This window comes from Pseudofrankia inefficax (genome assembly GCF_000166135.1).
Classification (GTDB): domain Bacteria; phylum Actinomycetota; class Actinomycetes; order Frankiales; family Frankiaceae; genus Pseudofrankia; species Pseudofrankia inefficax.
The window spans coordinates 2,973,780-2,999,140 of the sequence record NC_014666.1 but is presented as its reverse complement, the minus strand read 5'-3'; the positions used below and the strand labels follow the sequence as shown (position 1 = coordinate 2,999,140).

Annotated in this window: 20 protein-coding genes; 11 read left to right on the top strand and 9 right to left on the bottom strand. The window is 74.8% G+C overall.

From position 1 onward, the window contains the following. Positions 1–18 precede the first annotated feature (18 nt). Genes FRAEUI1C_RS38190 through FRAEUI1C_RS12140 form a run of 3 tightly spaced genes read left to right on the top strand, consistent with a single transcriptional unit; the run spans position 19 to position 785 of the window. Positions 19–195, top strand: coding sequence for a hypothetical protein (locus FRAEUI1C_RS38190; RefSeq protein ID WP_198318746.1), 177 nt, complete (start codon positions 19–21; stop codon positions 193–195). Beyond that, on the top strand, positions 192–329 hold the full coding sequence (locus FRAEUI1C_RS40195) for a hypothetical protein (protein WP_198318745.1): 138 nt from the start codon (positions 192–194) through the stop codon (positions 327–329). Before FRAEUI1C_RS38190 ends, FRAEUI1C_RS40195 begins: the two co-directional genes overlap by 4 nt. 12 nt (positions 330–341) lie before the next feature. Beyond that, complete coding sequence (locus FRAEUI1C_RS12140) at positions 342–785, top strand: 3'-5' exonuclease (RefSeq protein ID WP_198318814.1); 444 nt, start codon at positions 342–344, stop codon at positions 783–785. Between the two features lie 6 nt (positions 786–791). On the opposite strand, the gene FRAEUI1C_RS12135 is transcribed toward FRAEUI1C_RS12140, so the two are convergent. From FRAEUI1C_RS12135 to FRAEUI1C_RS12120, 4 genes are all read right to left on the bottom strand, one after another. Further along, on the bottom strand, positions 792–2,357 hold the full coding sequence (locus FRAEUI1C_RS12135; protein ID WP_013423590.1) for an aldehyde dehydrogenase family protein: 1,566 nt from the start codon (positions 2,355–2,357) through the stop codon (positions 792–794). A 58-nt stretch (positions 2,358–2,415) separates the two neighbouring features. Continuing rightward, on the bottom strand, positions 2,416–3,906 hold the full coding sequence (gene lat, locus FRAEUI1C_RS12130) for an L-lysine 6-transaminase (protein WP_013423589.1): 1,491 nt from the start codon (positions 3,904–3,906) through the stop codon (positions 2,416–2,418). 360 nt (positions 3,907–4,266) lie between these two features. Next, positions 4,267–6,246, bottom strand: coding sequence for a serine/threonine-protein kinase (locus tag FRAEUI1C_RS36195; RefSeq protein WP_013423588.1), 1,980 nt, complete (start codon positions 6,244–6,246; stop codon positions 4,267–4,269). 219 nt (positions 6,247–6,465) lie between these two features. Continuing rightward, a complete protein-coding gene (locus FRAEUI1C_RS12120; protein ID WP_013423587.1) occupies positions 6,466–8,250 on the bottom strand; it encodes a protein kinase domain-containing protein in 1,785 nt (594 codons plus the stop codon). Between the two features lie 535 nt (positions 8,251–8,785). Between FRAEUI1C_RS12120 and FRAEUI1C_RS40955 the strand changes: the two genes are divergently transcribed. The 3 genes from FRAEUI1C_RS40955 to FRAEUI1C_RS12105 all read left to right on the top strand — a co-directional run bounded on the left by FRAEUI1C_RS40955 (position 8,786) and on the right by FRAEUI1C_RS12105 (position 15,951). Then, positions 8,786–13,024 carry a helicase HerA-like domain-containing protein gene (locus FRAEUI1C_RS40955; protein WP_013423586.1) on the top strand — a complete coding sequence of 1,413 codons (4,239 nt, stop codon included), beginning with the start codon at positions 8,786–8,788 and terminating at the stop codon, positions 13,022–13,024. A gap of 52 nt (positions 13,025–13,076) precedes the next feature. Continuing rightward, positions 13,077–14,624 carry an MFS transporter gene (locus tag FRAEUI1C_RS12110; RefSeq protein WP_013423585.1) on the top strand — a complete coding sequence of 516 codons (1,548 nt, stop codon included), beginning with the start codon at positions 13,077–13,079 and terminating at the stop codon, positions 14,622–14,624. A gap of 64 nt (positions 14,625–14,688) precedes the next feature. Next, a complete protein-coding gene (locus FRAEUI1C_RS12105) occupies positions 14,689–15,951 on the top strand; it encodes a CoA transferase (protein WP_013423584.1) in 1,263 nt (420 codons plus the stop codon). Between the two features lie 10 nt (positions 15,952–15,961). Here the strand turns inward: FRAEUI1C_RS12105 and FRAEUI1C_RS12100 are convergent, their stop codons facing one another. Further along, positions 15,962–16,504, bottom strand: a complete 543-nt coding sequence (locus FRAEUI1C_RS12100; RefSeq protein ID WP_013423583.1) for a GNAT family N-acetyltransferase — start codon at positions 16,502–16,504, stop codon at positions 15,962–15,964. A 49-nt stretch (positions 16,505–16,553) separates the two neighbouring features. On the opposite strand from FRAEUI1C_RS12100, the gene FRAEUI1C_RS12095 reads away from it, so the two are divergent. Continuing rightward, positions 16,554–17,165, top strand: a complete 612-nt coding sequence (locus tag FRAEUI1C_RS12095; protein WP_013423582.1) for a helix-turn-helix domain-containing protein — start codon at positions 16,554–16,556, stop codon at positions 17,163–17,165. Then, entirely contained in the window at positions 17,162–17,950 is a 789-nt protein-coding gene (locus FRAEUI1C_RS12090) for a MerR family transcriptional regulator (RefSeq protein WP_013423581.1), read from the top strand. Before FRAEUI1C_RS12095 ends, FRAEUI1C_RS12090 begins: the two co-directional genes overlap by 4 nt. A 33-nt stretch (positions 17,951–17,983) precedes the next feature. Here FRAEUI1C_RS12090 and FRAEUI1C_RS12085 read toward each other — a convergent pair whose 3' ends face one another. After that, a complete protein-coding gene (locus FRAEUI1C_RS12085) occupies positions 17,984–18,853 on the bottom strand; it encodes an SCO6745 family protein (protein ID WP_013423580.1) in 870 nt (289 codons plus the stop codon). A 90-nt stretch (positions 18,854–18,943) separates the two neighbouring features. After that, on the bottom strand, positions 18,944–19,786 hold the full coding sequence (locus tag FRAEUI1C_RS12080) for an alpha/beta hydrolase family protein (RefSeq protein WP_013423579.1): 843 nt from the start codon (positions 19,784–19,786) through the stop codon (positions 18,944–18,946). A 136-nt stretch (positions 19,787–19,922) separates the two neighbouring features. Between FRAEUI1C_RS12080 and FRAEUI1C_RS12075 the strand changes: the two genes are divergently transcribed. Continuing rightward, positions 19,923–20,858: a 2-hydroxyacid dehydrogenase gene (locus tag FRAEUI1C_RS12075; RefSeq protein ID WP_013423578.1), complete on the top strand. Its 936-nt coding sequence runs from the start codon at positions 19,923–19,925 to the stop codon at positions 20,856–20,858. Between the two features lie 30 nt (positions 20,859–20,888). Here FRAEUI1C_RS12075 and FRAEUI1C_RS12070 read toward each other — a convergent pair whose 3' ends face one another. Then, on the bottom strand, positions 20,889–22,379 hold the full coding sequence (locus FRAEUI1C_RS12070; protein ID WP_013423577.1) for an acyltransferase family protein: 1,491 nt from the start codon (positions 22,377–22,379) through the stop codon (positions 20,889–20,891). 424 nt (positions 22,380–22,803) lie between these two features. Here FRAEUI1C_RS12070 and FRAEUI1C_RS12065 point away from each other — a divergent pair, with 424 nt between their 5' ends. Next, on the top strand, positions 22,804–23,454 hold the full coding sequence (locus FRAEUI1C_RS12065; RefSeq protein WP_071587942.1) for a Uma2 family endonuclease: 651 nt from the start codon (positions 22,804–22,806) through the stop codon (positions 23,452–23,454). Positions 23,455–23,634: 180 nt separating this feature from the next. On the opposite strand, the gene FRAEUI1C_RS12060 is transcribed toward FRAEUI1C_RS12065, so the two are convergent. Continuing rightward, a complete protein-coding gene (locus FRAEUI1C_RS12060) occupies positions 23,635–24,126 on the bottom strand; it encodes a calcium-binding protein (protein ID WP_157734912.1) in 492 nt (163 codons plus the stop codon). 220 nt (positions 24,127–24,346) lie between these two features. Between FRAEUI1C_RS12060 and FRAEUI1C_RS41875 the strand changes: the two genes are divergently transcribed. Continuing rightward, the gene (locus FRAEUI1C_RS41875) at positions 24,347–25,321 is read left to right on the top strand and encodes a nitroreductase/quinone reductase family protein (protein WP_013423574.1); all 975 of its coding nucleotides are present in this window, start codon (positions 24,347–24,349) and stop codon (positions 25,319–25,321) included. The last annotated feature ends 40 nt before the right edge of the window (positions 25,322–25,361 follow it).

Here is a 25,361-nt window from a genome sequence, read left to right as displayed (position 1 = left end):
GTGCCGGACAACGAGGACATGAAGGTAGTCGACATCACCGATCGCGCCGCGCTGGTCGCCGGCCTCCCTCACGAACAGCCGCGCTACTTCCTCCAGCACGCTCTCGGCTACCAGGTCCACGACGTGCGCCATCCTCACCACACCCGGCGCCACGGCGGCGCCGACATCGGATGGAAGGAGCCTGCTGCCTCGTGACCGACTGGACGAGCCTCGACTACGCCTTCATCGACATTGAAGGCAACGGCCAGCAGCCGCCGGACCCGGTGGAGCTGGCGGTCGCACCCATCACAGGCGGCACCATCGGCGAACCGGCCAGCTGGCTCCTATGACCGGACGGCCCGATTACCACCTTCGCCCGGCGCATCCACGGCATCGCCAATGAGGCCGTAGCCGCCGCCCCCGTCATGGCCGACGTGGCGAAGGAGATCCGCACCGCCCTGGAGGGTCCGGTGATCGTTGCCCACAACGCACCCGTCGACCTTGGCGTGCTCCAGCGCAAACTCGCCGGCTGGGAGCCGGCCGAGGTCTTCGACACCTTGAAGCTCGCCCACAGACTTCGGCTCGAGCGCGTCAGTTACCGCCTCGGCTCGCTGGTGGAGGCCTTTGGCTTGGCCCAGGGTCTGAACTCGGGCCTCCGGCCTCACCGCGCCACCTACGACGCCCTGGTGACGGCCCGGTTGTTCGTCCTGCTGGCCACACACGCAGACGGCCAGTCCTTGTCCCTCGACGAACTTCGCGACCTTGTTCCTGAAGGCGACGATGACCCGCCTACGACCCTTTTCTGACCAAGATCATCGCCAGGGCTCCAGGCGGAACGCGAGGTCGGCGTCGGGGACGGCGGTGTCCAACTGGGCCTTCTGCAGGCGGCCGGAGTAGTCCCAGTTGACCGACTGCCAGCGGGTCACCTGGTCGAGGACCCAGCGGCCCGACTGGCGGGAGCCGTTGCCGGAGCGGCCGTTGCCGCCGAACGGCAGGTGGGCCTCCGCGCCCGAGGTCGAGTTGTTGACGCTGACCATGCCCGCAGAGATGCCGCGCCGGAACCGGAACACCGTGGCCGGGTCGTTCGTGTAGATCGCGGACGACAGGCCGTAGCCGGGGGCGTTGGCCAGCTCGATGGCGGCGTCGAGGTCCCGGTAGGTGGCCAGGCCGACGATCGGGCCGAACGTCTCCTCCAGGAACAGGGCGTCGTCGGGACGCACGCCGTCGACGACGACCGGATGGTAGTAGAGGCCCTCGGCCGGGTCGCCGACGAAGCCGCGGCGCGGGGCCGCGGCGGTGATCCGGCCGACGGCGGTCGAGCCGAACGTCGTGTGGTGGTCGCGGATCAGCCCGAGGTGGCGCTCGTAGCCCGCGGCGAACTTGGCGTCGAGCATCGGGCCGTAGAGGACCGGGCGGGTCGGGTCGCCGATCGCCGCGTTCTCGACGGCGGCGGCGAACCGGCGGCGGAACCCGGCGTACACCGACTCGTGGACGATCACGGTGCCAAGCGACGTGCAGCGCTGCCCCGCGGTGCCGAACCCGCCGAACAGGGCGCCCTCGACGGCGAGGTCGATGTCCGCGTCGGGCGCGACGACCATCGGGTTCTTGCCGCCCAGCTCCAGGCACGGCGTCTGCAGGTGCCGCCCGCACAGCGCGCCGATCTCGCGGCCGACCTCGGTCGAACCAGTGAAGCCCACCTTGTCGACGAGCCCGGCGTCGAGGGCCTGCGCGAGCCCGGCGGCGGTCGCGGCGCCGTCGGCCGGGACCATCGACAGCACGCCCGGCGGGAGGCCCGCGTGCTGGGCGAGCTCGGTGAGCGCCCGGGCGCAGGCGGCGGCGTACTCGGCGGGCTTCCAGACGACCGCGTTGCCGCACAGCAGCGCCGGCACCAGGTACCAGCTCGGCACGGCGACCGGGAAGTTCCCCGCGGTGATCACCATCATCACGCCGACCGGCTCGCGGAACGTGAACAGCTGCTTGTCGGGCATCTCCGACGGGACGGTCTCGCCGTAGAGGCGGCGGCCCTCGCCGAGGAAGAACCGGCAGGTGTCGATGATCTCCTGGACCTCGCCGCGGGCCTCGGCCAGCGGCTTGCCGATCTCCCGGGTGACCAGCCGGGCCAGCGCCTCGGCGTTCTCCTCGACGAGGCGGCCGAAGTTCCCGATGACACCGCCCCGGACCGGGGCGGGCACCTCGGCCCAGCCGCGCTGCGCCCCTCGGGCGACCCGCGCCGCCGCGACCAGCGTGCCGGCGTCGCCGAGCCGGACCTCGGCGACCACCTCGTCCAGGCGGGCCGGGTTGGTCGAGGCGACGGTCGGGCCCTCGGTCTCGACACCGTGGATCATGGCTGCCGCCAGCGGCGGGTGTACCAGCGTCATCGTCGCCTCCGCGAAGGTCTGTCAGCGGGTTCGGGCCCGGCTGGTCCGGCCGGGCGGTTCAGCCGCGGGCCGTAGTCTCGCCCAGGCGGGCGGACCCGGCCAGGGCGTCGAGTACCCGGCCGAGGGCGCCCACCGCGGCGTCGATCTCGTCGTCGGTGATCGTCAGCGCCGGCCGCAGCCGCACCGTGCCCGCCCCGGCGGGCAGCGCGAGGACGTGCTCGTCGGCGCGCAGCCGGCGCAGCGTCTCGTCGCGGGTGGCCAGGTCGGGCAGGTCGAAGGCGCACAGCAGGCCGAGGCCACGGGGGTTCGACACGAGGCGCGGGTGACGTCCGGCGAGCCGTTCCAGGCCGGCGAGAAGCCGCTCCCCCGCCCGGGCCGCGGCGTCGAACAGCCGGTCGCGCTCCATGACCTCCAGCATCCGGGTCGAGCGGACCATGTCCACCAGCCCGCCGCCCCAGGTCGAGTTGATCCGGCCGGGCACCCGGAACACGTTGTCCGCCACCTCGTCGAGCCGCCCGCCGGCCATCACCCCACCGACCTGGACCTTCTTGCCGAACGCGACGACGTCCGGCGCGAGGCCGAGGCGCTGGTAGCACCACGCGGCGCCGGTCGTGCCGACGCCGGTCTGCACCTCGTCCAGGACGAACAGGGCGTCGTTCTCATGGGCGAGCGCGCCCAGGGCGGCCAGGAACTCGGGCCGCAGGTGCCGGTCACCGCCCTCGCACTGGATCGGCTCGGCGAGGACGCAGGCGATGTCGTGCGGATGCGCAGCGAACGCCGCCGCGGCCTGGGCCAGGGCACGGTCCTCCGCCCCCACGACCGCGGCGAGGCTCGCCTCGGTCACCGGGAAGGTCTGGGCCGGGCTGTCGATCCGCGGCCAGTCGAACTTCGGGAACCGTTCGGTCTTGTTCGGGTCGGTGTTGGTCACCGAGAGGGTGTAGCCGCCACGGCCGTGGAAGGCGTGCCGCAGGTGCAGGACGCGGGTGCCGAGCTCGGCCGGGCGGCCATGAGCCTCGTTGTGCCGGCTCTTCCAGTCGAACGCGGCCTTCAGCGCGTTCTCGACCGCCGGGGAGCCGCCCTCCACGAAGAACAGGTGCGGCAGCCGCGGGTCGCCCAGGACACGGGCGAAGGTGGTGACGAACTCCGCGTAGGCGACGGTCGCGACGTCCGGGTTCGCCGGCTTGTTCAGGGCGGCGCGGCCGAGCTCGGCGACCACGGCGGGGTCGCCGGCGAGGGCCGGCGGGTTCACACCCAGCGGCGCGGAGGCGAAGAAGCTGTAGAGGTCGAGGTAGGCCTCGCCGCTGCGGGCGTCCACGAGCGTGCGGCCGCTGCTCGCGTCGAGGTCGACGACGAGGTCCAGCCCGTCCACCAGGACGTGCCGGCCGAGCACCTCCGGCACGTCGACCGGCGCGACGACGGCCCGGCCCGGCGGGCGCGGGCCGGCGTCCCCGGCCCGCCGCTCACGGCCGCGCCGGCCGTCGGGGCCGGCCGACCGGCCCCGACGGCCGGCGCCGGCGCCTGTGTCGGTCACGAAGGCAGGCACGGCCACGGGACCTCCCAGATCACGAAGATCACAGACTTGGGACGCATGTCGTAAATACGTCGCCGCATCCGTCTCTACACAGGAGATCCTTCTTCAGATCACTGGTTTTGACAAATTTTCTACGGTCGCCGTCGGCGGCAGCGGACGCGCGGAGCCCGCGCACGCCCCTCGGCCCCGACCCGCGCCAGCGGGCAGCGGGCAGCGGGCAGCGGGCAGCGGGCAGCGGGCAGCGGGCAGCGCATGATCGTCGTTTTGGCCCTCTGGTGGCTGTTTCGAGGGCCAGTTCACGACCACGGCAGGGCCAAACCAGCGATCACCGGCGGGGGCCGGCCGCTCGGCTCCGGGCCGCGCTTCCCGGGAGGTGCCTCAGGCCGTGGGCGTCGGGGCCGAGCCGGTAGGAGGCGCGGCCGTGGCCGACGGCGTCGACGGGTGGTCGCTGGTCGGGGCGACCGACGGCGTCGTGCTCGTCGGCGGCGGGGTAGTGGTGGTGTGCGTCGGGGTCTGGGATGGCGGCGAGGTCGGCGCCTGCGTCGGGGTGGCGGAGGGCTTCGTCGTGGCCTGCCGGCTGGGCGCGGCCGTCGTCGCGGCCGGCGGCGGGACCGCCGCGTCGGTGGTGCTCGCCACCGTCTCAGGGGTGGACGGGGTCGCGGTGACGGCGTCGGTCGGCGCTCCGGTCGAGGTCGAGCTGACCTCGACGCCGGAACCGCCACCGCCGCCGGAGTGCGCGAGCACCAGCGCGAGGCCGACGGCCGCGGCCACCACGAGCACCGTCACGAGGGCCAGCACGATCTTGACCGCTGACGAGGGCCGGCCTGGACCGACCTGGACGGGCGGCCGCGGGCCGCCCTGCCAGCCCGCGGCGTCGGCGAACGCGGCCTCGTCCGGCCGGCCACCAGAGCCGCCGCCGGCGCGTGGCCGCTCGTGGTCCGGCTGCAACGGCGAGCGCAGCATGGTGGGCAGGTCCCCGGAGTCGTCGTCCTCGCGGCGCGCGCCGACGCCCGCGTGGCCCTCCTGGGTCCGCTGCAGCGGCGAGCGCAGCATCGTCGGCAGCTCGCCGGAGTCGTCGTCCCGGCGCGAGCCGCCGCCCCCGCGAGCCTCCCCGTACGCGCCCGGCGGAAGCATGGTCGGCAGGTCGCCCGAATCGTCGTCCCGGCGCGAGCCGCCACCCCCGCGGCCCTCGCCGTACGCGCGCGGAGTGGGCAGCGCTCCCCCGCTGGCGGCGCGCGCGGCAAGCTGCCGCGGGCCGGTGTCCACTGGGGCGACAGCCGGGAGTTCCGGCGTCGCGGCCGGTAGCGCCTTCGCGGGCGGCAGCGCCTTCGCGGCAGGCAGCGCCTTGACGGGCGGCGGCAGCACGAGGGTGCCGGACGGCACGTCCACGTCTGGTTGCGCCGGAACAGGCGCCTCGCCCAGCGCCGTGTCGATGGGCGACGGCGTGGGCGGCTGGGCGACCCAGGGCAGCAGCGCGGTCTCGACCGCCCGGTCCGACTCGAGCGGCGTCTGGACGTTCTGGTGCAGCAGCGCGCTGACCAGTGCCGCCGCCGTCGGCCGGTCGTCCGGGTCCTTGGCCAGCGTCGCGCGCACCAGGTCGACCAGCTCGGCCGGCACCCCGTCGAGGTCCGGCTCGTCGCGCTGGATCCTGGCGATGATCTCGAACGCGCCGTCCGCCCGGAACGGGCCGTGACCGGTGGTGGCATAGGTGACGCAGGCACCCCAGGCGAACACGTCCGCGGCTGGGCCGACCGTCCCGCCGCGCAGCTGCTCCGGCGCCATCCAGACGAAGGTGCCCAGGCGCTGGCCGGCCTGGGTCTGGGCGACCGTGACGTCGGAGTCGGCGCCACTGTCGACGCCGAGCAGCGAGCGGGTGGTCAGCGCGACCCCGAAGTCGATGATCTTCGGGCCGTCCCAGGCGAGCACGACGTTGGCCGGCTTGAGGTCACGGTGCACGACGCCCACCGCGTGGATCGCGACCAGCCCGTCGGCGAGGCCGGCGGCGAAGCCGACGACCAGCCGGGCGGCGAGCGGCCCACGTCCCGCGACCGCGTCGAGCAGGGTGGCGCCCTGGATGAACTCGGTGGCCAGCCACGGCGGGTTGGCCTCGGTGTCGGCGGCGACCACGGCGGCCACCGAGCCGCTGTCTATCGACTGGACGGCGACGGCCTCGCGGCGGAACCGGGCCCGGAAGCGCGCGTCATCGACGAGCGACGCCGACGGGACCTTCACGGCGACGGCCTGGTCGTCAGTCCCGAAACCGAGATAGACGGTGCCCATGCCGCCCGAGCCAAGCCGGCCACCAAGCCGGAACGGCCCAATGGAACGCGGGTCGTCGTCCGTGAGCGGTGCCAGCACGAATCCCCCTGCAGCCGAGGCGGTGCCGGATTGGGTTCGAGGCCAGTCGACTGGGTCCTACGAGAATGGCACCCCCGCTGCTCATCACCTTCTCAACCATTCGTCAGCCAGGTGGGCATTTCCCGCTACGCCACCATGTCGGCCTGGCGACGACCACCGAAGTGCCAGTCGCGAGCAGCGCCAGTAATCAGCGGTACCAGTCGTCAGCAGTGCCGGTCGTCAGCGGCGGCTGCCGTCGACGGTCGGGTCGGACGGCGGGATGGCCGAGGGGTCCTGCGGCGTGAAGTGCTGGCCGTCCCAGTTGAACCGGACCCGCGCCGTGCCGGTCGGGCAGCAGTCCGGGTCGTCGGCCGCGAAGGTGCCGTACTCGAGGACGACATACGACTTCGTGGTCGCGATCACCTTGATCTGCCGGCTGGGCTGGGACGTGTCGTAGCCGAGGAACTCGGTGTCGGTGAAGACGAACGCGCGCTGGACGAGTGCGTCGCTGCCGTCGGGGTTGCCGCTCGCGACGGTCTGGCTGCCGATGACGACGTTCAGCGGGCGGGCCGCGTCGAAGGTCGAGAGGTCGGCGGAGTAGCCGAGCGACTTCACCCTGTCCCGCACGTCCTGCTTCGTCAGCCGGCGCGGAGTCGTCGGCACGGCCGTCGCGGACGCCCGGCTGGTCGTCGCGGTCGGCCCGCCGGCCGCCGTGGTGCCGGCACCGGTGTCGCTGGGGCTGCCGGTCGACGCGGCGTCCGAGCCGGGGCTGCCGTTCTTCATGAGCGCGAGGGCCCCCGCGACGAGTCCGCCGACGACCAGCAGCACGAACACGGCCACGAGCGCCACCATGGCGCCCCGCCGGCCGGCCCGGGGGGTCGGTGGCGGCGTCCGGCCGCCACCGCCGGCGGCCGGGTAGCCGGGCCCGCGGTACCCGCTGTCGCCGTAGCCCGCGTCGCCGTAACCCCTGTCGCCGTAGCCCCTGTCGCCGTAACCCCCGGACGACCCGTGGGCCGGCGGCGGGGTGGACCGGGTGTACGGCGGCGTCGAGTACTCCTGGCGCGCCGTGGGCCGGGGCGGCCCGGCCGGAGGCCTGCGGGGGGCCGAGGGGTCGGGGGTGGCGGGCGGCAGTTCCCACAAGCGGGCCATCGCGGTCTCGTAGCGTTCGTCCGAGGTCACGACGCGCTCGGTCGCGGCGGCTCCCGACAGGTTGTCCCCCGCCGCGCCGCGCAGAAGACGGTCGCGCAGCTCGATCGCGGTCGGCCGGCGGGCCGGGTCCTTGTCCAGGGCGGACCGCACGATCGGCAGCAGCCCTGACGGCACACCGGAGAGCTCAGGCGCCGCGTTGAGGATGCGCACCCCGACGGCCTCCGGGGTCGGGGCCCGGAACGGCGGGTGGCCGGTCGCGGCGAACGCGACGCAGGCGCCCCAGGCGAAGACGTCCGCGGCCGGGCCGGCCCGTTCGCCGCGCAGCTGCTCGGGGGCCATCCAGACGATCGTGCCGATGAGCACCCCGGTGCTGGTGTGCCTGGTCGTGTCCGAGGCGCTGGCCACGCCGAAGTCGATGACCCTGGGCCCGTCCCAGGCGAGCACGATGTTCGCGGGCTTCAGGTCGCGGTGCACCACGCCGGCGTCGTGGATCGCGACCAGCGCCTCGGCCAGGCCGGCGGCCAGGCCCGTGAGCAGCCGGTCGTCGAGCTGGCCCCGGTCGGACACCGCCTCGGCCAGGCTCTTGCCCTCGACGTACTCGGTGGCCATCCAGGGCCGGTCGCCGGCGGTGTCGGCATCGAGCACCCTGGCGACGGCCGGGCCGTGCACCCGGCGGGCGGCGTCGACCTCGCGGCGGAACCTCGACCGGAACTGCTCGTCGCGCGCGAGCGCCGGCGCGGGGACCTTGACCGCGACCGCCTTGTCCTCGGGCGAGAAGCCGAGGTAGACGGCGCCCATCCCGCCCCGGCCGAGCAGGCTCTGAATCCGGTACGGGCCGATCTGGCGCGGGTCCTTGTCGCCCAGCGGCGTGAGCACGGGTCTTCGTCTCCTCCCCGCAGGCGTCGCCGATCGGCGCGGGCTGCGGTGTCTCGGCTGGCGGCGCGGGTACGGCCACGCGGGACCGCGGGCGCGGGTCCCGGCGACGCGCCGGCCCACGGGCGTCCGACCGGTTACGCGACGTCGCCATTGTTATCGCACGCCCCGAAACCGCCCGGGTCCCCCCGGCCCAAACGCTACGCGATCATGCCAATTCGCGCATCGATCGCGGCGGGGGCCGTTCGCGGCCAAGGAGCTTCCGGCGCCCGGACGAACGCCCAGCCCGGGTGGCCTGGCGACGGGCAGCCGGCACGCGGGTGAAACCCCGCGCCCGACGGGCCGGACGGAGGGCGCGGCCGGCTCGCTTCGGGCCGTGTGCAAACCTAGAACGCCATAGTGACGTTTCGCGCCCCTTGACCGCCCTGAGCACGGTATCCGCTCGTAGAGCCGCTTCCCCGGCTTTCGCGTGGCCGCCGTCCGCCGGGCTCGGCGGGCTGGTCTGGCGCCTGAGGCGGGAGCGGAGAGAGCGGACGAGATGTCGGGTGCAGGCGAGCGGGCCGCGTTCGCGGCCCTGAATCTCCGCTGGATCCGCAGCTTCGACGGCGTGTGGGCCTCGGCGCCGTGGCATGTCGACGGCCTGCACGCCGACGCCGTCCGCGCGCTGTCCGCCGCGGTCCGCGACGCGGCCGCCGAGCCCGCGGACAACTCACCGGGTCTGGTCCTCCAGGGCGAGGCCGGCACGGGCAAGACCCATCTGCTCGGCTGGGCCCGCGAGCAGGTGCAGACGGCCGGCGGCTACTTCTTCCTGGTCGGCCCGCTCGGCGGGGGCACGCCGTTCTGGGAGAGCGTCGTGGGCGCGATCGTCGACGGCCTCGCCCGGCCGGTCGACGGCGGCGAGACCCAGCTGCGGCTGTTCCTGCGCCGGCTGGCCGACGTCGTCGGCGCCGCGCCGGCGATCACCGCGGCGGTCACCGGCGAGGCCCCGCTGGAGCCGGTGCACCTCAAGGACCTCGTCGTCGCGCTGCGCGGCCACGACCGCCGGCTCGGCGGCGACTGCCAGGACACGCTGCGCGCGCTGGTCCTGTTCGGCTCGGACGACCTGGCCGACGAGGACGTCGGCCGCGGCTACCTGCAGTCGATGGCGGAGCAGTTCCCGAACCAGCGGGCCGAACGGGGGATGCGCGCGCCGGCGAAACCGGCCGCCGAGATCGTCCGCGAGCTGTCCCGGCTGCTCGCCCTGACCGGCCCGACCGTGATCGCCGTCGACCAGATCGACACCGCCCTCGCCCCGGCCCTGCCGGCCGCGCACGCCCAGCCGGTGCTGGGGGGCTCGCCCGCCGACCCACCCGGGCCGCGCGAGGGTGAACCGGAGGAGGGCTGGGCCGGCCAGCTCGTCCACGAGGTCGCCGACGGGCTCGCCGGCCTGCGCGACCTGACCACCCGGACGCTGTGCCTGGTCACCTGCCTGCCGGCGACCTGGGACCTCGTCGCCGGCCGAGCGGTCGGCCCGGTGACCGACCGGTTCCGGGTGCTCGACCCGCTGGGCCGCATCGGCGCCGTCGGGCTCGCCGAGCGGCTCGTGGCCCGCCGGTTCGCCCCGCGCTACCAGCTGATCGGGTTCGTGCCGCCGTACCCGACCTGGCCGGTGCATCCGGACGCGCTGCGCGCCGCCGTCGACGAGACCCCGCGCGCGCTGCTGCGTCGCGTCGACACCCACCTGCGCGCCGGCCTGGCCGCCGGATCCTTCACCGAGCTGCGCGCGCCCGGCGCGGCCACGGACCCCACGAGCGAGCCGGACCGGTCCGGGCTCGCGTCGGCAACGCCGCCGATCGAGCCCGGACCGAACGGCACCGGCCCGGACGGGCCGGCGGCCCGCAGGCTCATGGTCGGCCTCGCCGAGCTGGACGTCGCCTGGGCCCGGCTGCGCTCGGCCGTCCCCGGACTCGCCGCCCTGACCGAGCGCAACGAGGACGCGCTCGTCCCGGACCTGCTGGCCGCCGGGCTGGACGCGTGGCTCACCGAGCTCGGGCCGGCGGGCGCCGCGTTCAGCCGGGACGCCCAGCCCAGCGGCAGGCCTGCCCTGCACGCCCGGCTGCGCCAGGTCCTGGCCGAGCGGACCGGGGCCGAGGCGCACTGGTCGTTCCGGGCGATCCTCACCTCGCAGCCGCGGACGGCACTGGCCCGGCTCAACGCCGCCTGCGCGATGTCGGGGCTCGTCGGCGGCATCGGTGCCGGCGCGGGCGGCGGCGCGCGCCACCCGTTCGCCGGGCCGCCCGGTCAGCGGACGCTGGTGGTGCTGCGCACCGCTTCCTGGGACCCCGCCGCGTCCTGGGACCGCCTCCCGGCCGGCGGCCGTGCCGCCGCGCGGAATGACACGGACCCGGTCGGCCGCGCGATGCTGCTCGACGCCGTGGCGGCGTTCGAGCGGGCCGGCGGCGTGACCCACCTGCTCACCGAACAGGACGTCCGCACGTTCGCGGCCCTGCGCGAACTGCTGGACGGACGGCACCCGGCGCTGGAGACGTGGCTGCTCGCCCGCCGGCCGGCGAGCGCGACTCCGCTGCTGGCGGCCATCCTCGGGCCGCTGTTCGGGGAGCTCGCGCCCGAGCCCGCCCAGTACCCGCCGGTGATCGCCGTGCCCGCCAGCCGCTCCCCCTTCGTCGTCACGGCACCGGCCACGGCCCACCTGCGTCCGCTCGCCGGGCAGCCCGAGCCGGCGCAGCCGGCCCTGGCCATCGTCGCGACGCCCACCCCCGAGCCGAGGCCGACCCCGCCGGCACCGGTCGCGGTTCCCGGGCTGGCGCCACGTCCGGCGGCGATGACCGCGCCGGCACCGACGGTGGTCCGCGGGATCGAGCCGACGACGGTGTCCAGGCCCGCGGACCTGGGCCCGCCGGCGGCGGAGGTTCCGCCCGCGCCGTCGGAGGACCCGACCTGGCGGCCACCGAGCCGAGACGGCGCCCTGGTCCGGCCGCCGGTCCCGGCCAACCCGACGGCCGCCCGGGCGCCGTGGGGGCTCCCTCCCAGGGAGCTCGTCCGTCCCGGCCTCGCGGCCGCCGCCCTGCTCGTCCCGGTCCCGGTCCCCGGAAGCGCGAACGGGGGCCCGGCCGGGCCGGCGACGCCGACGGCTCCGACTCCGGCTCCAGCTCCAGCGATGGCGCCGGCTCCGACGGCTCCCGCCCGGCCGGTCCCGGTCGCCGGGGCGCCGTCGGCGCTCGCCGGTCCCGCGTCCGAGGCGCCGGTGACGCCGCCCGGCACTGTGCCGGTGCCGGTGCCGGTGACGCTGCCGGTGGCGGCCCAGGCGGCCAGCCCAGCGCCCGCGTCAGCGGCGGTCGAGCCGTCGTCCCCGACCGGGCCGCCGCCCCAGGCCGTGCGGTCGAACGGCGCCCGGCCGCCGGCCTGGCCCCAGCGGGTCGCCCCGGTCCGAACAGCCGGCCTTGTTCCGGTGACGCCCATGGCCCCCGCGTCCGCCCGGCCACCCGTGTCGGCCGAGCCGCCGGCCTCGGTCTCCGAGCCGCCGCCGTCGATCCCCGAGCCTGCGGCCTCGGTGTCCGAACCTCCGGCCTCGGTACCCGCGGCGGCGGAACCGCCTGTGACGGTGGCGGCGGAGTTCTCCCTCGATCCGGTCACGGCCGTGCCGGTCGCCGTCCCCGCCGCGCCGGCCGCGTTCTCCGACCTGACGATCTCCGTCGGCCCCGCCGTCACGGCCGAACCGGCCCGCCCCGCGCCCCGCTTCGAGCTGCCGGTCCTGGTGGCGCAGCCCACCGGGCGCGGCGAGCGGGCCGACGACGCGGCGGCGGCGGAGCCGACGACCGCGACGAGCGGAGCCGCCGAGTCGGTGCCGATCGGCACGGCCGCGGGACCGCGGGCGCCGGTCCGGCTACCGCTGGCGGCGCTGCGCCGCCATACGGTGATCTTCGGCGGGTCCGGCGCCGGGAAGACGGTTCTCGTCCGGCGGCTGGTCGAGGAGTCCGCGCTGCGCGGCGTCTCGTCGATCGTGCTCGACCTGACCGGCGACCTGGCCCGCCTCGGCGACGCCTGGCCGTCGCCGCCGGCCGGCTGGGTGCCCGGCGACGCCGAGCTGGCCCGCGAGTACGCGGCGAACACGGACGTCGTGGTGTGGACCCCGGGACGGCCGGACGGGCGCCCCCTCGACGCCGGGACCATCGACCCCGGCGAGCTGCTCACCCCGGCGCCGGGCAGGCGGGCCCGGGTGTCGGTCGTCAGCCTGGCCGGCCTGCCCACCGACGAGGCCCGGCAGGTGTTCGTCCGCCAGCTGCAGCTCGCCACCACGGCGTGGGCCCGCCGGCTGCCCGCCACGGACCGGCCGCTGGCCGGCCTGGTGGTGATGGACGAGGCGCACCGCCTCGTGCCGGCCGGACCGCCGACGCCGAGCACCGACAGCACGCTGCTGCTCGCCGCCGAGTCCGCCGACCACGGGCTCGGGCTGATCTTCGCCGCCCCGGCCCCGCACGCCCTGCCCGACCGCGTCCCGCGCCTCGCCGCCACCCAGTTCTTCGGCCGGCTCAACGCACCGGCCCAGATCGACGCGGCCCGGGCCATGGCGCGGGCGCTCGGTGGTGAGGCCCCGGAGGTCGGCCGCCTCGGGGTCGGCGAGTTCTACGCCGCCGGCGCCGGCCTCCCGTTCCCCTGCGTCACCACCGCGCTGTGCCTGAGTCACCACCCAGGCTGGCCACTGCCCGTCGAGGAGATCCTCGCCCGCGCCGGCCGCGGCCGCACGGCTACGGTGGGACCGAACGGGCAGAGTTCGTGAAACCCACTCGGACGGGCCGCGGGCGCGGTTCCGCGCACGACTGGAGCCGGACATGACCACAGCCGACGTGGGAAGCCCGCGCCGCGGCCTCGCGCTCACCGCGATGATCTTCGCCGTGGCGATGACGTTCATCGACATGACGATCGTGTCGATCGCCGCTCCGCAGATCCAGAGCGAGCTGAAGCTGTCCGCGACCGGCGTCCAGTGGGCGGTCAACGCCTACCTGCTGGCCCTCGCGGCGCTGTTCGCGTTCGGAGGACGGCTCGCCGACACGCTCGGGCACCGGCTGATGGTCCTCATCGGGATCACGACGTTCGCCGTCGCCTCGGCCATGTGCGGTTTCACCCCGTCGGGCAGCCTCGCCGAGGCGTGGATCGTGACGTTCCGGGCCCTGCAGGGCGCCGGCGGCGCGCTGATGTACCCGGCGGCCCTGGCGATCGTCGTCAACAGCTACGAGACGCACGAGCGCGGCCGGGCGATGGCGCTGTTCTTCGGGATCGCCGGCGGGCTGACGGCCGTCGGCCCGGCGCTGGGCGGGTTCCTGACCCAGTGGACGTGGCGGGCGATCTTCTGGGTGAACATCCCGATCGCCATCGTGGCGCTCGTCCTGACGGTGCTCGCGCGACCGGCGTCAGTTCGGACCGGCGCCCGGATGGACTACCGCGGGTTCGCGCTGGTCGCAGCCGGGACGGGGCTGTCGGTGTTCGGCTTCCAGCAGGCGGCGCGCTGGGGCTGGTCGGACCCGCTGACCGGCGCGTGCATCGCGCTGGGCTTCGTCCTGCTGCTGGTCTTCGGCTGGGTCGAGCTGCGCACCCGGTCACCGCTGATCGAGCTGCGGATCTTCGGCAACCGCGGCTTCCTGGTCGACAACGTGATCCTCGGCCTGTCGATGGTCGCGTTCGTTCCGATCTTCTTCTTCGCGAGCGAGTACGCGCAGGTCTCCCTCGGCGAGAAACCGGCCGACTCGGGCCTGCTGCTGCTCTACTTCTTCATCGGCTTCGCGATCGCCGCGCAGGTGGGCGGGCGGATGCTGGACCGGGGTGGCGCGTGGCGCCCGGTGGTCCTGGGCTGCGCCGTCGCCTGCGCCGGGCTGGTGCTCTGGGGCCAGCGGCTCGACTCGCTGCACCTCGGCGGCCAGATCTGGTGCATCATCCTCACCGGCGCCGGGATGGGCCTGATCATCGGGCAGGCGAACACCGACGCCCTCAACCGGGCGCCCGCCACGGCCTACGGCGAGGTCACCGGCATCACCCAGACGGTCCGCAACTACGGCTCCAGCCTGGGGATCGCCGTCCTCGGCACCATCCAGGTGACCCAGCTGCGCTCGCACCTGACCAGCTCGCTGGTGGCCCAGGGCGCGCCGCCGGCCGAGGCCCACCGGATCGCCGCCCAGTCGTCCCAGTCCGACCACGCGACCGGCTCGACCGCGCAGATCCCCCACTTCGTCCAGCTCGACTTCGCCCAGGCCACCCGGACCGTGTTCTACGTGATGGCCGGCGTGATGGCGCTGGCCTGCGTGATCGCCGCGCTGGCGCTGCCCCGCGCCTCCACCGCCGTCGGGCCGCAGGCCGCGCTCGGCGAGACCGGGCAGCCCGCCTAGCCGGTCAGGCGGTACCGGTCACGATCCGAGCGGTCGCGGTCGGCTCCGCGGCTAAGCTGTGATCATGTCCGGCTGGTTGTCCGCCGTTCTCCCGGTCCTCCCGCTCGCCACGATGTCGGTGGAGGCGGTCCGCGCGGCAGCCGTGCGCGCCGGCGCGACCGGTCCGATCGTCCGGGCCGCGCCGGACCCGGAGCGGGTCGCCGCCGCGTTCGGCAGCGAGCGCCTGTTCCGTGACGGCGACGGCGGCGCGGACGCCTTCGCGCCGCTGTCCGGCTTCTTTCCCACCCGGGACGGCTGGGTGCGGACCCACGCGAACTACCCGCACCACCGCGACCGGCTCCTGCGCCTCCTCGGCCTTCCCGACGCCGCCGACCGAGAGACCGTGGCCAAGGCGATCGAGGCGCGGCCGGCCGCCGAGCTGGAGGACCTGGCGTCCGCGGCCGGCGCCCTCGCGGTCCGGGTCCGGACCGAGGCCGAGTGGCGGGCGTCCGAGCCCGGTGCCGCCGCGGCCGTCGGACCGCTCGTGCGCAGGGTTGACCGCGACGACGTGGACCGCGCCGATGCCGCCGCCCGCACGCTGACGGGCGGCGCGCTCCCGCTGGCCGGCGTGCGGGTGCTCGACCTGACCCGGGTCCTCGCGGGCCCGGTGTGCGGGCGCACGCTCGCCCTGCTCGGCGCGGACGTGCTGCGCCTCGATCCCCCGGTCCCCGCGGAGATCGCCTGGCAGCAGCTCGACACCGGCCAGGGCAAGCGGACCGCGATCCTGGACCTGCGGACCGACCTGGCCCGCGCCCAGGAGCTTCTCGACGCGGCGGACGTGCTGGTGACCGGCTACCGGCCCGGCGCGATCGAGGCCTTCGGGCTGCGCCCGCCACCCGGGCTGATCCGCGCCCGGGTGAACGCCTGGGGCGACACCGGCCCGTGGGCCGGCCGGCGTGGCTTCGACTCCATCGTCCAGGCCGCGTCGGGCATCGCGCTGCTCGAGAGCGCCGACGGCGCGACGCCTGGCGCGCTGCCCGCGCAGGCGCTCGACCACGCGACCGGGTACCTGCTCGCCGCGTCGATCATCGACGCGCTGGTCGACCGGGCCGCCGACGGGCGGGGCCGCGACCTCGCCGCCGCCCTCGCCCGCACAGCGGCCTGGCTGCTCGACAGGCCCGGCCGCGAACCGGACCATCCTGCGGCCTCCGTGCCCACCGCCCGGTCGGCCGTCACGCACGGCACCCGCACGACGGCCCGTCCGGCGCTTCCCGGCTTCGACGACTACCCGTTCCCCGCGCACCCCTGGGGCAGCGACCAGGCCGCCTTCGGTGAGCCCCGGCCCTGAGGCCGCGGCGTCAGGCGACCGGGTCGGGCGGCTTGACGGGGTCCTCGTCCGGCGTCAGGTCCAGCTGCAGCCAGGCGACGTCGTGCCAGACGCCGTGCTTCCAGCCGATCTTGTACATGACCCCGACGTCGGTGAAGCCGAAGGCGTAGTGCAGGCCGTTGCTGGCGTCGTTGGGCTGGGTGATCCCCGCGATGACCCGGCGGTAGCCGCGCTCGGCGAGCCGGGGCAGCAGCGCCTGGTAGAGCGCGCGCCCGGCGCCCGTGCGGCGCCGGCCCATCCGCAGGTAGACGCTCGCCTCGCACGACCAGCCGTAGGCGGCGCGGGCGTGGTACTCCCGCCCGTAGGCGTACCCGACGACCGTCCCGTCGACCTCGAGCACCAGCCAGGCGTGGCGCTCGTTCGACCGCTGGATGCGGCCGGCCATCTCCTCGATCGACGGGACCTCGGTCTCGAAGGTGATCGCCGTGTCGGTGACGTAGTCCGCGTAGATCGCCGCACAGGCCGGGGCGTCCGCCGCGGTCGCCGGCCGGATCTGCCAGGGTTCGCTAGGCACGTTCTTATAGTAGACGCGAGACTTACCATAGTTTCACTAGGCTGGGGCCGTGAGTGACACACTCGGCGCCGCGCTGGCGGCCACCGTCCGATCCGCCCGGGCCGCGCGCGGCCTGACCGTCGCGGGGCTGGCCGACGCGTCCGGGGTCTCCCGGGCGATGATCTCCAAGGTCGAACGCGCGGAGGCCCAGCCGACGGCGGCGCTGCTGGCCAAGCTCTCCGGCGCGCTGGGGCTCACGCTCTCGGAGCTGATCGCGCGGGCGGAGAGCGGGCCGTCGCGGCTCACCCGTCACGGCGAGCAGCCCCTCTGGACCGACCCCGACAGCGGCTACTCGCGCCGCGCCGTGTCCCCGCCGGCGAGCACCGGCCTGGAGCTCGTCCAGGTCGAGCTGCCGGCCGGGGCGACCGTGGCGATGCCGGCCAGCACCTACCGCTTCATCGACCAGCAGATCTGGGTCCTCGCCGGCCGGCTCCGCTTCGTGGAGGGCGACGACGTCCACGAGCTGGGCCAGGGCGACTGCCTCCAGCTCGGCGCCCCGGCCGACTGCGTGTACGTCAACCCGACCGAGGCGCCCTGCCGCTACCTGGTCGCCCTCTACAAGGTGTCCGCGCCGCGCGGCTTGACCCTGACGCGAGGTCAGGGCACAGAGTCGGCGGTGTGAGCAGCGATCAGGCGGCGATCGGCACCGGGCTCACGGTCGGTCAGGCCGCGCGGCGGGCCGGGATAACCGTCCGGACGCTGCACCACTACGACCGGATCGGGCTGGTCCGACCGTCGGGCCGGACCACCGGCGGGTACCGGGTGTACCACGGGCCCGATCTCGAGCGGCTGCGGCAGGTACTCGTGTACCGCGAGCTGGGGTTCACGCTCGAGGCCGTCCGAGCCCTGGTGGACGACCCGGACGTGGACATGGTCGCGCACCTGCGCCGGCAGCGGGAGCTGCTGGTCGAGCGGGGCGCGCGGCTCGCCGCGATGGTCACCGCCATCGACAACGAACTGGAGGCACGCGCGATGGGCATGCGACTGACGCCGGACGAGCAGCTCGAGGTCTTCGGCACCGACCAGGTCGGCGGGGCGTGGGCCGACGAGGCCGAGCTGCGGTGGGGCGAGACGGACGCCTATCGACAGTCCCAACGCCGCACGGCCGCCTACACGAAGGCCGACTGGGCCCGGATGAAGGCCGAGTCGGACGAGGGCCTGCGTGCCTTCCGCGACGCGCTGCTGGCCGGCCTGCCCGCGGACGGACCGGCGGCGATGGCGCTCGCCGAGCAGCACCGCCGGTTCATCACCCACTGGTTCTACGACTGCGACCACACCATCCACCGCGGCCTCGGCGAGCTGTACCTGGCCGACGAGCGGTTCACCCGGCTGTACGAGGGCGTGGCTCCGGGCCTGGCCCGGTACGTCCGTGACGCGATCGCCGCCAACGCGGACGCCCAGTCCTGACCCCCGCCCGCCGGCCCTGATCACCCGCCCCGGTCAGCCCGCGTCTGGGGCTCGTGGATCCGGCACACCGACGGGGTTGGGCCACATCAGCAGCGGCGCGGCGGCCTGGGCGATCGGCGCGAGCAGTGTCGCCACACGTTCGATCATGACCGGTTCGAGGGCATCCCAGGCCGGGCCCGCGAGGCGGTCCGTCGTCGCCTCCAGGTCGCGGGCGGCGTCGAGCGCCAGCGCGGTCGGGGCCCCGGCGGCGTCGAGCCAGCCGCGAGCGCGCAGCCGGCCAGCCGCGGCGTCCCACTCGTCGTCGGTCCAGCCGCGGATCCGCTGATAGAACGCGCGGTCGGTGCCGCCCCTGCTGACCCGCCAGACAAGGCTTTCGGGGGCGTCGAGACCGGCGGTGACCAGGGCCGCGACGTGCCCGTCGCCTCGGTGCTCCCGCAGGACCGTGCTGGCGTGCCACAGGACGGCGACCGGGTCGTCGGGCCAGGGCAGCGCGGCGTTCGCGGCGCCGAGGACGCGACCGGCGACCGGCACCGCCTCGGCCGTCGAACGCAGCAGCGTGGCCAGCTCGGCGACCTCGTCCGGGTCGGTGCCGGCGAGCAGCGGCCCGAGCGCGGCACGGGCGCCGTCGAGGCGGGTGGCGAGCGCCTTCTCCGGCGAGATCCGCGTCCAGACGTCCGGCAGCGCGCGGGCCACCATGGCGGGCGCGAACCCGAAGAAGGCGCCGACGACCGGCCCGGCCTCGACGGGACCCAGCGGCGCGGCCCGGCCGGCGAAGTAGCCGCGCCAGTAGCCCCGCACGCCGGCGTCCTCCCACGCCGCCAGGCTGGCCGGCGCGAAGTAGGTGACGGCGTGCACCGGCTCGAACAGCCGCCACATCCTCTGGGCAACGGTGACCTCGACCATGACCCAACCCAATTCCGCCGCTCGGCGGAAAGCAACCCCTGCGGTGCCGGCCTGGGCGCGCCGCGCGGGCGGTCCCGGTACGCGGCCCGGTTACAGGTGCGCGCGCAGCCAGTCGCCGACCACGCGGTCGACGACCTTGGCCAACGGGAGCTGGGGCGCCGGTTCGAGGCCGGGACGCTCGGCCAACGGATGGTCGAGGCCCTCGATCGTGGCCAGCCGGACCCGGTCGGGTTCGCGGTAGTCGGCCCGGAGCGCTGTCACCAGCGCGTCCGCGTCGGCGCGGCTGTTCGGGTAGTCGAGCGCGCCGCTGACCAGGAGAACGGCCGGCTCCGGCCGGCGGGCGCCGACCAGGCCGGCGTGGGCCACGAAGTCCAGCCGGTCGGCCGCGGCGAGCGCCGGCTCGGACCAGTCGTAGGTCGTGCCCGCGGCCGCGGTGAAGACCTCGACCGCGGTGCGTGCCCGGATGGCCGGGTTGACCAGCGCCACCGCGGAGACCTCGACGGGCAGCCGGGCCACGACGTCGAGCGCGACGTTGCCTCCGAGGGACGCGCCGACGACGCCGATCGGCCCGTCCCGGAAGGCGAACATCTCCCGCAACGCGTCGAGCGCCGCGGGGAACTCGCCGGTGGCCTGCCGGACGACCGGATCGACGTATCCCAGCATCGGATCGGCCAGCGCCGCCTCGTACCCGTCGTCCCGCGGGCGCCGGCCGACCCACGGCATCCCGAGATGCACCCGCCACGCGGGCACGGCCGCCAGCGGGAGCGCCGCGGCGAACGCGGCGTCCGAACGCGGCGCGTCCATCATGTGCCAGGTCACCACCAGCGGCGCGGGCTCGCCCGCGCCGCCGGCAGGTGGCAGCGCCGTGAACGGGACGCCGGCCGCCCAGCCCGTGATCGCTTCGCCGTCGAGGGCGGTCGTCGTCTCGGTCATGGTGGCAACCTAGGGCCGAGGGAGGCCGCACCGGGACGCCGCTCGGCTGGCAGCAGAATCCGTCTGCCGACGGCAGACGGACGGCCGCGCCCACGCGCTCACGGCCCTGAGCACACGACGCCAGAAGGAGACCTCCTTGTCCGGACACCACGGGCCGCTGGTCGTGACCGTTCCGACCGAGGAGCTCCGGGCCGCGCTCGCCCCCATTGCCGGGACGGAGGTGACTGTCTGGGACCTGTCCGGCCCGCCGCCCCGGGCGGATCTCGACCTCGTCGTGGTGCCGTACATGGCCGCCCCGACCGTGCTGACGGCGCTGCGGGGCCTGCGCCCCCTGGTCGTGCAGAGCCAGTCGATCGGCTACGAGGGCGTCAGTACCGTCCTTCCCGACGGGCACGTCTTCTGCAACGCCGCGGGGGTGCACGAGGCGTCCACCGCCGAGCTGGCGGTCGGGTTGATGATCGCCAGCCAGCGCCGGCTGCCGACGTTGCTGCGCGCGCAGGCGGAGCACCGGTGGGCCCACGCCGAATCCCCGGCGCTGGCGGACTCCAAGGTGATCGTGGTCGGCCAGGGCGGCGTCGGCCGGGCGGTCGTCGGCCGGCTGAAGCCCTTCGAGGTCGACGTCCTCCGGGTGGCGACGCACGGCAGGGTCGACGCCGACGGCGTCGTGCGAGCGGTCGGCGAACTGCCGGCGCTGCTGCCCGACGCGGACATCGTCGTGCTCGCCGTGCCGCTGAACCCGAGCACCGCGGCCCTGGTGGACCGGGAGTTCCTGGCCGCGATGAAGCCCGCCGCCCTGTTGGTGAACGTCGCGCGCGGCGGGGTGGTCGTCACCGCGGATCTGGTCGACGCGGTCCGGGCCGGCCGGGTCAGGGCCGCGCTGGACGTCGTCGATCCCGAGCCGCTGCCGCCGGAGCACGCCCTGTGGGGTCTCGAAGGCGTCATCCTCACTCCGCACGTCGGTGGGCACAGTGCCGCGATGCACCCGCGCGTCGTCGCCCTGCTCCGCCGCCAGCTCGACGCCCTGGCAGGCGGCGCGCCCCCGCACAACATCGTCATCCCGGCCCGGCCCTAGCCGCGCGCCCCCGAGCCGGCGGGCCCGGCCTCAGATGGGCGGGCGCGGCTGTCCCAGATCCCAGCCGGCGTCGCGGACCGCCGTGCCCACCAGGCGGTCACCGGTGCCGGCCACCGCGACGGCGGCCAACGCGGGCTGACGGTCCGGCGGGCTCACCCGGTCCGGCCGCGAGGCGGCCCGGCGGCGGCGCTGGATGGGGCGTTCGACCAGGTAGTAGGACGCGGCGGCCAGCGCCACCGAGATCGCCGCGACGGCGAGGATCGCCGGCCACCGGCCGAGCGAGCCGGTCAGGTTGTCACCCCAGTGCGCGACCACCGGGAAGTGCCACAGGTAGAAGCCGTACGAGATCTTGCCAAGCCAGGCGAGCGGCCGGGCGGCGAGGGCGCGGAACAGCCAGCTCGTCGTCAGCCCCTGCTCCAGCGCGAGGACGACCACCCCGGCGAGCAGCGCGACGACGGTGAAACCGCCGCGCGACAGCGAGGTCGGCCGCGGGCCCCACCCACTCGGCGCGGTCAGGGCCGCCACCGCCAGCAACGCGAGCGCCACGGGACCGACGACCGGCAGGACGGCCCGCACCCGGGCCAGGCGCCGTCGCCAGGTCAGCGCGGCGCGGCCCCCGCCGTCCACCCCGCCGCGCGCCGCCCGCAGCCAGGCGGCCAGCGCGCAGCCGACCAACAGGGCGTCCGCGCGGGTGTCCAGGGCGAAGTAGGCCCGCGTGCCCGACGCCCCGAACGCGATCAGGACGTTGCGCCACACCAGGACCGCGGCCACCCCACCCAGCAGGACCAGGGGCAGCCTGCGGGCGAACCACGGCCGGCGGCACAGGGCGATCAGGAGCAGCGGCCAGAGCAGGTAGAACTGCTCCTCCAGCGACAGCGACCAGGTGTGCCCCAGCCAGCCGGCGCCCGTGCTCTGCCGCGCGACCTGGAAGTAGTTGTTCAGGTAGAGCATCGACGAGGCCAGGCTGTCCAGGAACTCGGACCGCTCGCCGTCCGTGCCCATGCCCAGCACCACGACCGACGCGAACCCGACGAGGGCCAACAGCCAGAACGCGGGCAGCAGGCGGTAGGCGCGGCGCAGATAGAACCGGGTCAGGGACACGGCACCGGTCCGGTCCCACTCGGCCAGCAGCTGCCCGGTGATCAGGAAGCCGCTGAGCACGAAGAACACGTCGACGCCCAGGTAGCCGCCGCGAAGCGAGTCCATGTGGAACACGAGCACGGCGAGGACCGCGAGCGCCCGGACGCCGTCCAGCGCGGGGTTGTAGCCCCCAGGCCGGACCCCACCCCGTTCCGGCGCCTCCGCCGCCGGGCGGGCCGCGGTACCGGCAGCCGGGCGGGCCACGGTCTGGCCGTGGCGACCAGTGAGCTGGACGTTCTGCCGGGTCTGGCCGGGTTTGCGCGGGGGTGGGGGCCAGGTCGCCGAGGTACCCGGCCGTTCACCCGCGGCCGTTCGGCGTGCCTGCGCCACCACGATCGCGCCGCGCGGCGCTCCCGCCGAGTCGTCTCCCTGTCCCGTCATCCGCACTCCCCTCAGATCTCCGGGCTGCCCACCTCCTGGCTCTTTGCACACATCTATCCCGTTAACCTTGGCGCCGGCTGTCAGGCGGATCTTGCGGCCACGGCCCACCGGCCGCCCGTGACCTGCGGAAACAGCCCGCCACAGGCGAGGGCCGCGCCGGCCTCACCGGGCCGGGCCGAACGCCCCCGCCAGCCGCCGAGCCCGCCAGCCGCGTCGACGAGGTGGTCGATCGGCCCAAGAGGCTAGCGGCGTAGGCGCCGCCAACGCCCCAGCGAGCATCACGGCGCGTCGCGCACCAACCTGCTTCCGTAATCGGAATACGGCCACGCCCGGCCATCAGGCCAGCGCCAGTCCCTTGATCCTCACGCGAGGGCCTGATTCGACCGGCGGTGGCGTGTCACGGGTGGCGGGTAACCTGACGCCCATGGCGACGCCAGAGGCCCCCGACTGGTCATGGCTACGTGCCGCGGCCCAGGCGCCCGAGATGACTCTCGATCTTTACGAAGAGCTTCCCGAGGATCTAGCCGGCCGGATCGAGGTCTCGGACGGATCGGTTGTCATCTGCCATTCGCCCAGCGACAAGCACCTGGCAGTCCAGCACGCCCTGCTCAACGCGCTCGCAGAGGCCGCTCGCAAGCACGACCAGCGCACGGGGACCTGTCATCGGGTCCGCGCTGACATCGACGTCCTGCTCACCGAGGTGCCGTTTCATTTCCGCCGCCCGGACCTGACCCTCTTCCGGTGCCTCGACGACCCGCGCCGGGGACGGTGGCAGGGCAAGCCCACCGCGGCCGACACGTTGATCGTCATCGAGATCGTGTCACCTGGTTCGGTCTCGGATGACCTGCTCGTCAAGCGAGTCCGCTACGCCAGGGCCGGAATCGGCTTCTACTGGATCATCCGGCTCGCTCAGAACGACGGCCCGGCGGTCTCCGTCGAACGGCTGCGCCTGACGTCGGACGGCGCCTACGCGATGGAGCAGGTCACCTTCCGGAAGAAGGACATCCTCGCCATCGACGCCATCGACCCCATCGAGGTCACCGCGACCTGGGAACAACTGGACGAATGGCTCTGATGCTGGGCCAGGACCGGTCAGGATCCACCGCCCACGCGATGGCGATCTGACTCCAGGCGACGTCAGCCAACGTGCCGGCTGCGCGCTCCGCCTCGGTCTCCCTGCCGACGACCCTGTTGTCTTCGGCGGTCACCCGCGCCCGGGGCCAGGGCCGCGGGCGCGGGTGACCGGTGGGTCGCGTCAGTTCTGGACGAGCTCGCAGCTCGCGGCGGTCTCGACGTTCTTGCAGATGTCGCTGCCGGCGCCGCCGTCGATGAAGTCGAAGCCCGTGCCGCCGTTGAGCACGTCGCCCCCGCTGCCGGAGGTGATCGCGTCGTTGCCCGGGCCGCCCATCACCGACAGGGCGCGGTTCGGCGCCCCGCCGTTGCCGGTGACCGTGTCGTCGCCGTCGCCCAGGCAGATCACCACGCCGGACAGGTTGGGACCGACCTTCACGGTGTCGTTGCCGCCGAGGGCATCGACCACCGCGTTGCTACTGGTGACGGTCAGGACGTCGTTGCCGTTCGTTCCGCTCAGCGTCACCGGGAGCGCGGCTCCCGTGAACTGGTCGACGCACGTGCCGGCCGCCAACGCCGGCGTGGCGGCGCCACCGACGACCGCCGCCGACGTGACAAGGACGGCGGCCGCGGCTCCGAGCACGAGGCGGCGAGCACCTGAACGCAGGATGGTCACAGTCTTCTCCTTCCGACGCCAGCCTTGGACGGAGAGGCGCGCTGGCGTCACGGAGAGTTCGCCCGAGGGGTCGAGGTGGATGACGAAGGTCGGCTTCACGACACTCCCGCCCGACGCCCGGCCGAACGGGTGCGGCGTCACGCTTGACCACCTCAGCTTGACGCCCAGTTAGTTATGCGCATAACGTTATGCGCATAACTTGTCTCGTCGGGGAGGGGCCGTGGAGTTCGAGCACGCCGACGCCATCAACCAGGCCATCCGGCTCCTGAGCCTGCGCCACCGGGCCAGGGCCGCGGCCCTGCTGACCCCGCTCGGCCTGTACCCCGGGCAGGAGGCGCTCCTGCTCGAACTCGCCAGGACCGGCCCGAGGATCCAGGCCCAGCTCAGCGAGGCCCTCGGGTGCGAGCCACCCAGCGTCACGCTCATGACCCGCAAGCTCGAAGCCTCCGGCCACCTCCGCCGCACGGCGGACCCGTCCGACAGGCGCGCCAGCGTCGTCGCACTCACCGACCGCGGCCAGGCGGTGGCCGACCAGGTCAAGGACCTGTGGCGAACTCTCGCGCAGGAGACCGTGGCCGGCCTGCCCGCCGAGACGGTGACGGAACTACCCGGCATCCTCAACACCCTGACCCGCAACGTGGACACCAGGCGCCCCGACCAGCCATCTGGCCGCCGGCCCGCTCCGGTCGCGGACTCGCGACGGGCCGGGCGCCCCGATCGGCGCGGGCCGAGGACGGGCGACTACGAACCAAGCGCGTTGGGTTTCGTGCGCGACCACGTCGAGCAGATCATGCGCACCGGCACGACGGACGGCGTCACGATGAAAGGCCGGCCCATGGTGCTGATGACCTACCTGGGCGCCAGGAGCGGCAAGGTTCGCAAGACACCGGTGATGCGGGTCGAGCACGAGGGCAGCTATGCGGCTGTCGCGTCCAACGGCGCCCAACCGGCCAACCCGCAGTGGTACGCGAGCCTGCTCGCCGCGCCTGTCATCGAGCTCCAGGACCGCGCGGTGACGCGCCAGTACCGGGCCCGCGAGGTGTTCGGGGACGAGAAGGCCCTCTGGTGGCGCCGCGCGGTGGACGCGTTTGCGGACTACGCCGACTACCAGCGCCAGATCGACCGCCAGATCCCGGTCCTCGTCCTGGAACCCGTCACCGGCGACCCGCCGGCCGCCGGGGGTACCCAGGGATAGCCGACATCTCGCCGTCGACGCCCAACTTCATGCAGGAACG

What these genes read in the sequence shown, in the direction of transcription:
- FRAEUI1C_RS12110 (WP_013423585.1), top strand. Translation starts at nt 13,077, where the DNA reads ATGACCACAGCCGACGTGGGAAGCCCGCGCCGCGGCCTCGCGCTCACC.
- FRAEUI1C_RS12085 (WP_013423580.1), bottom strand. Translation starts at nt 18,853, where the DNA reads ATGGTCGAGGTCACCGTTGCCCAGAGGATGTGGCGGCTGTTCGAGCCG.
- FRAEUI1C_RS12065 (WP_071587942.1), top strand. Translation starts at nt 22,804, where the DNA reads ATGGCGACGCCAGAGGCCCCCGACTGGTCATGGCTACGTGCCGCGGCC.
- FRAEUI1C_RS38190 (WP_198318746.1), top strand. Translation starts at nt 19, where the DNA reads ATGAAGGTAGTCGACATCACCGATCGCGCCGCGCTGGTCGCCGGCCTC.
- FRAEUI1C_RS40955 (WP_013423586.1), top strand. Translation starts at nt 8,786, where the DNA reads ATGTCGGGTGCAGGCGAGCGGGCCGCGTTCGCGGCCCTGAATCTCCGC.
- FRAEUI1C_RS12080 (WP_013423579.1), bottom strand. Translation starts at nt 19,786, where the DNA reads ATGACCGAGACGACGACCGCCCTCGACGGCGAAGCGATCACGGGCTGG.
- FRAEUI1C_RS12070 (WP_013423577.1), bottom strand. Translation starts at nt 22,379, where the DNA reads ATGACGGGACAGGGAGACGACTCGGCGGGAGCGCCGCGCGGCGCGATC.
- FRAEUI1C_RS12135 (WP_013423590.1), bottom strand. Translation starts at nt 2,357, where the DNA reads ATGACGCTGGTACACCCGCCGCTGGCGGCAGCCATGATCCACGGTGTC.
- FRAEUI1C_RS12105 (WP_013423584.1), top strand. Translation starts at nt 14,689, where the DNA reads ATGTCCGGCTGGTTGTCCGCCGTTCTCCCGGTCCTCCCGCTCGCCACG.